The organism is Bradyrhizobium sp. AC87j1, from assembly GCF_002936975.1.
In the GTDB taxonomy this organism is placed as follows: domain Bacteria; phylum Pseudomonadota; class Alphaproteobacteria; order Rhizobiales; family Xanthobacteraceae; genus Bradyrhizobium; species Bradyrhizobium shewense.
This window is the reverse complement of the sequence record NZ_PTFE01000165.1, coordinates 1-9,979: the sequence shown is the minus strand read 5'-3', so window position 1 is coordinate 9,979 and position 9,979 is coordinate 1. Positions and strand designations below refer to the sequence as shown.

The following is a 9,979-nucleotide window of genomic DNA, read 5'->3' as shown; positions in this document are numbered from 1 at the left end:
GGAGAGGGAGCGCACCGTCAGCGCGGCTTACCGCTCAAACACCAGCGTCAGATTGTTCGCGGGCATGTCGATCGTATCGACGAGGCGAAGACCTGCAGCCTTCGCGAGCGTCTCGACATCGCCGATGTCACGCACGCCCCAGTCGGGATTGCCTTCCCGCAGAGAGGTATCGAACACCGCATTGCTCAGCGCGGTGTGCTTGCCGTCGCGCTTGAACGGGCCGTAGAGGAACAGCTTGCCGTCGGGGCGCAGGTAGCGGCCGGCGCCGGCGAACAGGCCCTCGGCCACGGCCCAGGGCGCGATGTGGATGACATTGGCGCAGAACACCGCCGCAAGGCTCGTCGGCGCCTGTCCGCTTTTCAGCTCCGGACACCAGTCGGGATCGGTGAGATCGATCCGCAGGGGGCTGCGGATGTTCGCAAGGCCCGTATGGACGCGCCAGGCCTCGATGCTCTTGAGATGGCGCTGATTGAGGTCGCTCGGCCACCAGATCAGGCCGGGCGTGTGGCGGGCGAAATGGACCACATGCTGGCCGGTTCCGCTGCCGAGCTCGACCACGTTGCCGGTCAGGCCAGTGAGGTGCTTTTCCAGCGCCGCCCAGATCGGCACATGGTTGCGATGGAACGCGGGTGCATCGAGCCGCCCATCCGGCTCGACCCGTCCGCCATCCCTGCCAAATTCGACGACATATTCAGCCAAGTCAGTCCCCAATGAATGTAAAACAGCAAAGACGGCCGTAAGGGCCAAACGCCCTAGAATAATTTGCTAGTGCCAACCTGTTAGGATGAACAAACGATCTCATCGGTTGCAATGCGCAGGATATTAACTCCATTTTGCCGCGTGCATAGTCTTGATTGTCAGGCGATGCCCTTTGTGCTTTGGAACGCTTATATTTCCGCAAACGAGATCATCGACATAACGCCTGGGACGATGCCTTGACCGCCTTTCCTTGCAAGCTTGCCGTCCTGGCGGCGCTGGTCCTCTCCGCCGGCGCGGGTGTGGCTCCGGCGCGGGCACAATCCGCTGTCGCCGACGGCCAGAAGCTCGCTTTCGATCGCGGCAAGGGCAATTGCCTGACCTGCCACGTCATCAAAGGCGGCGACCTGCCGGGAACAATCGGGCCGGAACTGAAGGACCTCAAAGCCAAATACCCCGATCGTAATGAGCTGACCGCGATCATCTTCGACGAGACCAAGCGCAATCCGCAGACCATGATGCCGCCGTTCGGCCGGAACCGGATTTTGACCGAACAGGAGATCAGCGCGATCGTTGATTTCCTGCAGACCCTGTAACGGCCGGCTGCCCAGGAGACTTGAGATGACCACGACCACCGGCGCGCTTGCGACGAGGCGCCTGATCCTTCAGGGCGCGGCCTCTGTCGCCCTGCTCGGCCTTGGCAATCTGCCGTTCGCGGCGGCGCCCGCGCGTGCCGCGGCCAACGACAAATATCCGGAAGAGGCTTTCAAGCAGAAGCACGAGGCCGACGCGATCAAGGCGCTCTATGGCAAGACCGCCGAGCCCTCCGACAAGGTCAAGCTGGATGCGCCCGAGATCGCCGAGAACGGTGGCGTGGTGCCGGTGTCGGTGACGACGACGCTCGACAAGGTGAGCTCGATCTCGTTCTTCGTGACCGAGAACCCGTACGCGCTTGCAGCATCCTACAAGTTCGCCGACGGCACCATTCCGGGCGTCGCCAACCGGCTGAAAATGGCCAAGACCACCAAACTGGTCGCCATCGTCGAGGCTGACGGCAAGCTCTACAGCGCGACCAAGGAAGTGAAGGTCACCGTCGGCGGCTGCGGCGGCTAGGAGGATCGGTCCGATGGCATCAAGCATTCGCGTGCGCGCAACATCCAATGGCGACATCACCGAGGTGCAGGCGCTGATCCAGCACCCCATGGACACCGGCCTGGTCAAGGATTCCAAGGGCGAGCTGATCCCCGCGCACTTCATCCAGGAGCTGAAGTTCGAATGTAACGGCAAGGACGTCTTCGTCGCCGATTGGGGCACCGCGGTCTCCAAGGATCCCTACGTCAAGTTCAGCTTCAAGGGTGCCAAGAAGGGCGACGACCTCAAGATCTCCTGGACCGACAACAAGGGTGCGTCGGATACGACCACCGCGAAGATTTCGTGATGAAGACCCGATCTGCCCTGCTGCTTGGCTCGCTCAGCGCCGCGCTCGTGGCGTTCGCCCTCACCTCTCCGCGCGTCGTCGCGGCCGACAAGGTCGATCCCGTTGCCGACGCCAAGGCGTTCCAGAACTTCTTCTTCCAGAAGTTTCCCGACGTGAAGCACGAGGACTTCGTCAACGGTCCGTATTCCATGAACGCGGACATGAAGCGGCAGTGGCAGGAGAAGGAGGAGTTCCCGCCTTACGAGTTCGCACTCGACGCCGGCAAGGAGATGTTCGCCACCCCGTTCAAGAACGGCAAGACCTACGCCGATTGCTTCCCGAACGGGGGCGTCGGCATCCGCCAGAACTATCCTTACTTCGACGAGAAGGAGGGCAAGGTCGTCACGCTGGAGCTCGCGCTCAACCGCTGCCGCGAGGCCAATGGCGAGGCGCCCTACTCCTACGTCAAGGACGAGATGGCCTCGCTCACCGCCTACATGGCCTTCACCTCGCGCGGCAAGCCGATGGACATCAAGATTCCCGATGATCCCCGTGCGCTCGCGGCATTCGAGAACGGCAAGCGCTACTTCTACACGCGGCGCGGCCAGATGAATTTCTCCTGCGCCAGCTGCCATGTGCAAAGCCCGGGCGAGCGCATCCGCGCCGAGGTCCTGGCGCCAGCGCTCGGCATCCTGAACGCGATGCCGATCTACCGCTCCGAATGGAGCGGCATGGGCACCACCAGCCGCCGCTTCGTGACCTGCAACAGCCAGACCCGCGCGGTTCCGCTGGAGCCGCAAGCGGACGAATATCGCGACGTCGAATATTTCCTCTCCTACGTCGCCAACGGCCTGCCGATATCTGGCCCGGGAGCGCGGCCATGAAGCGGTCACTTCCCCTCGCCATGCTGCTGGCGCTCGGCCTCGCGTCAGCGGCGCGCGCGGCAAATGAAGCGGATTACAAGGCGGCCTATGCCACCGCGGAAGCCGCATCGAAGGAGGCTGCCGGCTTGCGCAACCAGTGGACCGTGACCGTCTCGACGCTGGCCGCGGCCAAGAAAGCGGCGGATGGCGGCGATTTCGACCGCGCCACAGCCGCAGCCAGGGAGGCCGAGGCGCTGGCAAAGGCGTCGATCTTCCAGGCGGCGTCCGAAAAAGAAGCCTGGAAGGCGATGGAAATCCGCTAGACTGGCCTCAACTGAAACAGTCTTGCGACATTGAGGGCGCGGAGAATTTTGGTATGGCGATCCGCCGCCGCGATTTCCTGAAGAGCGCAGGCCTTGCCGCTGCATCGCTCAGTCTGCCCCGACTTGCGCGGGGGACTGAGACCGCGAGCATTTACGACCTCGAGCGCTTCGGCAACGCGCGCATCCTGCACATCACCGATACGCATGCGCAGCTCAACCCGGTTTATTTCCGCGAGCCCAGCATCAATATCGGCATCGGTGAGATGGCCGGGCGGCCGCCGCATCTGGTCGGCCGCGCCTTTCTCGATCGTTTCGGCATCCGTCCCGACAGCGCCGATGCCTATGCCTTCACCTGCGTCGAGTTCGAGAAGTCGGCAGGCCGCTTTGGCAAGCTCGGCGGCTTTGCCCATCTGAAGACGCTGGTCGATCGCTTGCGTGGCGATGTCGGAGAGAAGCGTTCGTTGCTGGTCGACGGCGGCGATCTCTGGCAGGGCACCGGGCTTGCCAACATCATGCAGGGCCGCGACATGGTCGAGGTCGCCAATCTGCTCGGCATCGAAGCGATGACCGGGCATTGGGAATTCACCTATGGCGAGCAGACGCTGCGCGACAATCTCGAGCGTTTCAAGGGCGAGTTTCTGGCGCAGAACGTGTTCCTGACCGAGGAAGCCGCGTTCAATGACGCTCCCGCATTCGACAAGGCCACGGGGCGCGTGTTCAAGCCTTCGATGATCAAGGAGATCGGCGGTCATCGGGTCGCGATCGTCGGCCAGGCCTTCCCTTACGTGCCGATCGCGCACCCCAAGCGGTTCACGCCGGACTGGACCTTCGGCATCCGCGAGGAGGAGTTGCAGAAGCATGTCGATGCCTTGCGCGGCACCGACAAGGTCGATGCCGTCATCCTGCTGTCGCACAACGGCATGGATGTCGACCTCAAGCTCGCAAGCCGCGTCACCGGCATCGACGTCATTCTCGGCGGCCATACCCATGACGCCGTGCCGCAGCCGATCGCCGTGAAGAACGCCGGCGGCACCACGCTCGTCACCAATGCCGGCTCCAACGGAAAATTCCTCGCCGTGGTCGATCTCGCGATCGACAAGGGCAAGGTCAGCGACATTCATTATCATCTGCTGCCTGTTTATTCCGAGCTGCTGAAACCCGATCCTGGAATGGCCGAGCTGATCGGCCGGCTGCGCGCGCCGCATGTGACCGACTGGTCGGCAAAGATCGCAACGCCTGACCGCCTGCTCTATCGGCGCGGCAATTTCTCCGGGCCGGTCGACGAGCTGATCTGCACCGCGCTGCGCACCGAGCTCGATGCCGAGATCGCGCTGTCTCCGGGGTTCCGCTGGGGCGTCACCGCGCTGTCGGGCCAGGCGTTGACCATGGAGGACCTGCTCGCGGAGACTGCGATCACCTATCCCGAGACCTATGTGCAGGAGATGACGGGAGCCCAGATCAAGGACGTGCTGGAAGACGTCTGCGACAACCTCTTCAACGCCGATCCCTATTATCAGCAGGGCGGCGACATGGTGCGCGCCGGTGGGCTCAGCTACACCTGTACGCCGACCGCCGCGATCGGCGGCCGCATCTCGGAAGTGAAGCTCCATGGCGGCAAGGCGCTCAGCGCCAGCCACCGCTACAAGGTCGCAGGCTGGGCTTCGGTCAACGGCCAGCAAGGCGCGCCGGTGTGGGACGTCGTCGGCAAATATCTGCGCTCGGGCCGGATGTTTCAGGAGCGGCTCGGCTCCGGCGTGACGCTGAAGGGCGTCGAGGACAATCCGGGTATTGCGGGACAAGGATGATGCGGGCGCAGATCTTATTTGCGCTGCTGCTGGCGCTACTGGTCCGGGCCGCGATCCTGCCGGCCTCGGCGCAGCAGGTGCCGCTTCAGGACAAGCCGTTCGCCGAGCACAAGATCGTGCTGCAACTCTCCGATGGCGATGCAAGGAAGCAGGCGCTGGTGCTAAGCGTCGCCAACAATCTTCTGAAGGCGTACGACCCCGACAAGATCGCGATCGAGGTCGTCGCGTTCGGCCCCGGCGTCGATCTCCTGTTGTCCGGCAGCGAGCGTCGCAAGCAGGTCGAAAGCCTGATCGCGCAGGGCGTGCGCTTCGACATCTGTCTCAACACGGTCGATACGATCGAGCGCGAGACGGGCAAGCGGCCGGAGTTCATCCAGTCCGCGACGCCGGTGCAGGTGGGCGTGGGGCAGATCCTGTTCCTGGCGGAGAACGGGTATACGGTGGTGAGGCCGTAGGGGGCGTTGTCCCGCCGAACACGCGTGTACCCAATCCGCCCGGCGGACGACGTCCGCATGACCATCGGAAACGGACAAAAGAGGCGCGCTTGGTCATGTCGGCCAAGGGCCAGATCCGGACTCATGCTGCGAATTTCAAGAAGGTGTGGCGGACCGGCGAGGTATCCACGCTTGCCTCACACGGCATAACGCCGGTAGAGCACGACGATTACAGCGAGTACCGTCCCGGCATAAATGACCCGAGCGGCGTGATCCAAGATAATAGCGGCGCGCTTTCGGCCGGCGTCTCGAAGTTTTTCATGTTTGTAGCCCGCCAATATCGTCATCAGGCATAGTATGAAGAAAATGTAGAACATCTCTTCGACTACCACCGTGTATCCGACATCGCCGACCTGACTGGCGACCGTCACGAGCAGCACCGCGCTCGCCAGGATCGAGGTCACTGGAATCGTCACGCGTTCACGAAACATGGTTTCGGGAAAGAACAGCGTCGCGAACACGACGAGCACGAGCAGAAACAGCGGCAACAGGTTCTTCAGCATGTAGATGGCGGAGCTGCGGCGCAGCATGATGGTCGCATCGAAGCCTGCGAATTCCGTCATTGCCTCGGCACCAAACGAGGACGCCTTTCCGAGCGTCGATCCGCTGGACTGAGATTCGACGAAATAGTTCAGTCCGAGAAATCGCCAGAGCTGAAGTCCGGAATAGGCCCCATCCTCGGCCCGCGAGCTTCCGTCGTCGGCGAGGCGCAAGCCGAACCGATCGATGACATAGGTGATGAGTTCCCGCCGCCGCTCCGTGTTCTGGAAACGTAGACGCAACTCCTGCGTGTCGAACGGATAATCATGGAGATCGAAACGGGCTTTGAAATCGCCGTTGATTCGATAGAGCCGATAGCTCAGGCCGTCTTCCTGTCCAATCTGAATCGGCCGAGCCGGATCGAACGCCCCGCGATCCAGCAAGGCCGGGAACTCGACGCGCGTCTGCGCTTCATCGTCCCCGGCGAACCGCATCCAGAGATAGAAGTCGACGTTGAACGAATTTTGCTTCACGTCGATCCGGTTGACGCGAATGATGTCGATGCCGGTATAAACGACGCGCTGTATCCAGTAGTGTCGGTCGCCGAACGTGACGACATGGCCCTCCTCTCGTTCCGCGGCGAGATCGATTCCTTTGGGCTGATCGATGCGTACGAGTTGCAGCGGCGCAGTGACGAACAAACCGTAACGGAAGAAACCCAGTCGAATCGGGCGCGGAATGTCGCGGTTCGCGTTGAAATAGAGCCGCCCAGTCAGCCCGACGACCGCCGATTTCGGATCGTTGATCGCGGCAAGCGCGACGCGCACACGGTCGCGATCTGCAACCTTGCTGTCGGATCGTTTCTGAATTCCCTGCCCCATAAACCGGGGATGTACGGCAGCTCGTTTTAGCGCATCGATCATCAGGCGCGCAGCGTCATACGAGCCGCCGGCAACCCAGCTTGGCAGGGTTCCCGCTTTCGCTTTGTAGTCGGCGGCAAAGACCTGCGCTGCCACGCCGGCACTGTCGAACATCAGCGAGGAAGCAGCATACAGATTCTCGCTGAAGAAACCCGGCTGCGCTTTTTCCTCGGGCTCATTGGCGAAATTCTGCAAATAGCTTTCGCGGGCCGCGGCTTGGGATGCAATGATCATTCCCTTGATACCGCGGCGGCGGAGCGCCTTAACGATGTCTGCGCTAAAATCGGTTGCCGCGCCGACGACAATAACACCGGGCCCGGGCTCCTGCGCGGCAGCGTCCAGCGCCTCATCCGTCGATCCGATCTGACCGGCTGCGACGTCCAGTCCGAACACACGCAGCTGCTCCGCCGGATAGGCCGTCGCAAATCCATGCTCAAAACTCTTGCCGTAGGAATCGCGCGTGTGAACGAGACGGACTTTTGGCTCCCTCATCACGGCGCGCAGATGCTCCGCGATCGAGCGCGCCTGCACGGAGACCGGCGACAGCGCACGAAAATAATATTCACTGTTGTTTGTCAGATCGTCGGCAGCCGAGCTTCCCGTGAGTGCCGGTATCCGCGCATCCTTGTATATCGGCGCCGCCGCGAGCGACGCGGAGCTGAGATAATGTCCGAGCACAGCGACGCACGGGCTGTCGGCAATCGCCTGCGCATTCGCGCGCGCCACGGCTGGATTGCTTGCGTCGTCGAACAGAACGAGCTCAATCAGCCGTCCGTTGACACCCCCTTTGGCGTTCACCTCGTCGATTGCAAGCTGCGTCGCGACCAGGCTTTCCGCCCCGATCGGGGCGGACGGGCCAGAGAGCGAATTGGCGAACGCGATGCGAATAGGCTCTGGGCGCGTCCAGAGGACGGCGGCCCAGGCGACAGCAAGCACCAGGACCACGCCTGCAACAACGGCAAGCCACACTATCGGCCGCTGCTTCATCGTCGATCCTCGCATCGATCGGCATAAGCCGAGATTCGTCAGATCGAAGTCTCAATCAGGCCGAGATTGCCGCCGCTGACAGCGTTTTTCAAGCCCGCCCCATCGCCACCGGCAGAATCAAGACCACTCAAGGCGGATGAAGGACAGATGCTCGGCAAGAGCTTCCGCCAATCCGGCACCCACGAGGGTCACGGGCACCACTTCAGTCGACCATTCGGCCTTTAGCTCAGCGAGCACTTCTCTCAATTGAGGTGCAAGATCAGCAATTCTTTCAAGATAGCTCTCATCTCCAAGCATGCGACCAAAATGTCGGACACGGATCATGTCGGCAATGGGTCACAAGGCGTTATCCCTCAGGCCGGGTCGCGTGTCCGCTTCGCTCCTGAAAGCGGGCGTCGCAGATTTATGAGCCCTAGTGCGCAATTGCGCACCAGGCAGGGACGACACCGAATTTGTGGACCGCCCGCCCTCTCGCCCCCATCACGCGGAATAAAAATCTTCCAAATTTTCTTCTTCGCGCAGTGAATTACTTCTCTTTTTACCTCCCGACGTAGTAGAATCTATAAATCACGCCACGCCGGGGTCTTGCCATGATCTTCCGCCAGCTCTTCGACAGCGTTTCGGGCACCTACAGCTACGTCCTTGCCAGCCGCCCCGGCGGCGAGGCGCTGATCCTCGATCCCGTGCTGGAGAAGGTCGATCGCTACTGCCAATTGCTGCGCGAGCTCGACCTCAAGCTGGTCAAGGCGGTCGACACCCATTTGCATGCCGACCACGTCACCGGCCTCGGCGAGCTGCGCGACCGCACCCATTGCATGACCGTGATGGGCGACCAGACCAAGGCCGACGTGGTCGCGATGCGGGTCGCCGACGGCGACAAGGTGACGATCGAGGGCCTGTCGCTCGACGTGATGTACACGCCCGGCCATACCGACGATTCCTACTCCTACCTGATGGGCGATCGCGTCTTCACCGGCGACACGTTGCTGATCCGCGGCACCGGCCGCACCGATTTCCAGAACGGCTCCTCGCGCGCACAGTACGATTCGATCTTCAACCGGCTGCTCAAGCTGCCGGATGAGACGATGGTGTTTCCGGCGCATGACTACAAAGGCGACACCGTCTCCACCATCGGCGAGGAGAAGCGCTACAACCCGCGGCTCCAGGTGCGCTCGGTCGACGAATATATCGAGCTGATGGCCAACCTGAAGCTGCCCAATCCGAAGATGATGGACGTGGCGGTGCCCGCCAACATGCATGTCGGCCTGCATCAGGAGGAACTGGAGAAGGAAGGCCGTGCGCTCAGCGCGGTCGAGGCGATCCGCATTCTCGGCCGGCCCGACATGCTGCTGGTCGATCTGCGCGAGACCAACGAGCGGATGAAGCACGGCATGCTCGAAGGCGCGCTGCATACGCCCTATCCGTCCGTCGAGGAGAGCCTCAAGCCCGGCGGCATGCTGCGCGAGGTCGCCGCCGCCACCGGCCGCCGCATCGTGTTCTTCTGCGCCTTTGGCGAGCGCTCGGCGATGGCGGTGGCCGCCGCCAAGGCGGCCGGCCTTTCCAACACCGCCCATATCGCCGGCGGCGTGGATGCCTGGAAGAAGGCGGGCGGGCCGCTCGTGCACTGACGGCCCTGCTTGCGATAGGTCAGAAACTACACATATGTTCCGGATAGGATCGGATGCAGCATCACCATCCGGGAACAGCCATGGCCAAGATCGGCAAGCCAATCGAGCCGCCCAAAATCGCTGACAAGAAGCGGGCGGAAGACAAGGCGAAGATACCGCCGCCCCCTCTCGATGACGATGACTACGAGGACGGCGACATCGCCACGCCCAAACGCGACCGCTACGGTCCGGATGACGAGTCGTTGTGAGGGCGTGAAGTTCACCTCACGAACGGTGCGTTCCCTCCCCCCTTGTGGCGGAGGGTTAGGGAGAGGGGTGCCACACGGCACACTCTTTCGAGAGCGCGGCGATTAACTCTGCATCGAC

The 9,979-nt window shown here is 62.3% G+C and carries 12 protein-coding genes; 9 read left to right on the top strand and 3 right to left on the bottom strand.

Translation table 11 applies throughout. The features are described from left to right. Positions 1-27 precede the first annotated feature (27 nt). Positions 28-699: a DUF938 domain-containing protein gene (locus CV770_RS39345; RefSeq protein ID WP_104466138.1), complete on the bottom strand. Its 672-nt coding sequence runs from the start codon at positions 697-699 to the stop codon at positions 28-30. Positions 700-965: 266 nt separating this feature from the next. On the opposite strand from CV770_RS39345, the gene soxX reads away from it, so the two are divergent. Genes soxX through CV770_RS39310 form a run of 7 tightly spaced genes read left to right on the top strand, consistent with a single transcriptional unit; the run spans position 966 to position 5,559 of the window. Continuing rightward, entirely contained in the window at positions 966-1,292 is a 327-nt protein-coding gene (gene soxX, locus CV770_RS39340) for a sulfur oxidation c-type cytochrome SoxX (protein WP_245453996.1), read from the top strand. Positions 1,293-1,317: 25 nt separating this feature from the next. Further along, positions 1,318-1,809, top strand: coding sequence for a thiosulfate oxidation carrier protein SoxY (gene soxY, locus CV770_RS39335; RefSeq protein ID WP_091964284.1), 492 nt, complete (start codon positions 1,318-1,320; stop codon positions 1,807-1,809). 13 nt (positions 1,810-1,822) lie between these two features. Further along, a complete protein-coding gene (soxZ, locus tag CV770_RS39330; RefSeq protein ID WP_091964287.1) occupies positions 1,823-2,134 on the top strand; it encodes a thiosulfate oxidation carrier complex protein SoxZ in 312 nt (103 codons plus the stop codon). Further along, on the top strand, positions 2,134-2,997 hold the full coding sequence (gene soxA, locus CV770_RS39325; RefSeq protein ID WP_165637652.1) for a sulfur oxidation c-type cytochrome SoxA: 864 nt from the start codon (positions 2,134-2,136) through the stop codon (positions 2,995-2,997). The genes soxZ and soxA overlap by 1 nt, the downstream gene beginning before the upstream one ends. Next, a complete protein-coding gene (locus tag CV770_RS39320) occupies positions 2,994-3,299 on the top strand; it encodes a hypothetical protein (protein ID WP_091964293.1) in 306 nt (101 codons plus the stop codon). The genes soxA and CV770_RS39320 overlap by 4 nt, the downstream gene beginning before the upstream one ends. Before the next feature lie 53 nt (positions 3,300-3,352). Then, complete coding sequence (gene soxB, locus CV770_RS39315; protein ID WP_091964296.1) at positions 3,353-5,104, top strand: thiosulfohydrolase SoxB; 1,752 nt, start codon at positions 3,353-3,355, stop codon at positions 5,102-5,104. Beyond that, the gene (locus CV770_RS39310; RefSeq protein ID WP_091964298.1) at positions 5,101-5,559 is read left to right on the top strand and encodes a DsrE family protein; all 459 of its coding nucleotides are present in this window, start codon (positions 5,101-5,103) and stop codon (positions 5,557-5,559) included. Before soxB ends, CV770_RS39310 begins: the two co-directional genes overlap by 4 nt. A gap of 176 nt (positions 5,560-5,735) precedes the next feature. Here CV770_RS39310 and CV770_RS39305 read toward each other — a convergent pair whose 3' ends face one another. Both CV770_RS39305 and CV770_RS39300 read right to left on the bottom strand, forming a co-directional pair. Then, positions 5,736-7,985: an ABC transporter substrate-binding protein gene (locus CV770_RS39305; protein ID WP_201760242.1), complete on the bottom strand. Its 2,250-nt coding sequence runs from the start codon at positions 7,983-7,985 to the stop codon at positions 5,736-5,738. 117 nt (positions 7,986-8,102) lie between these two features. Next, positions 8,103-8,309: a hypothetical protein gene (locus CV770_RS39300; protein WP_146101447.1), complete on the bottom strand. Its 207-nt coding sequence runs from the start codon at positions 8,307-8,309 to the stop codon at positions 8,103-8,105. Between the two features lie 266 nt (positions 8,310-8,575). On the opposite strand from CV770_RS39300, the gene CV770_RS39295 reads away from it, so the two are divergent. Next, positions 8,576-9,613 carry an MBL fold metallo-hydrolase gene (locus CV770_RS39295; protein ID WP_028139702.1) on the top strand — a complete coding sequence of 346 codons (1,038 nt, stop codon included), beginning with the start codon at positions 8,576-8,578 and terminating at the stop codon, positions 9,611-9,613. Positions 9,614-9,693: 80 nt separating this feature from the next. Then, the gene (locus CV770_RS39290; protein WP_165637654.1) at positions 9,694-9,861 is read left to right on the top strand and encodes a hypothetical protein; all 168 of its coding nucleotides are present in this window, start codon (positions 9,694-9,696) and stop codon (positions 9,859-9,861) included. Positions 9,862-9,979 lie beyond the last annotated feature (118 nt).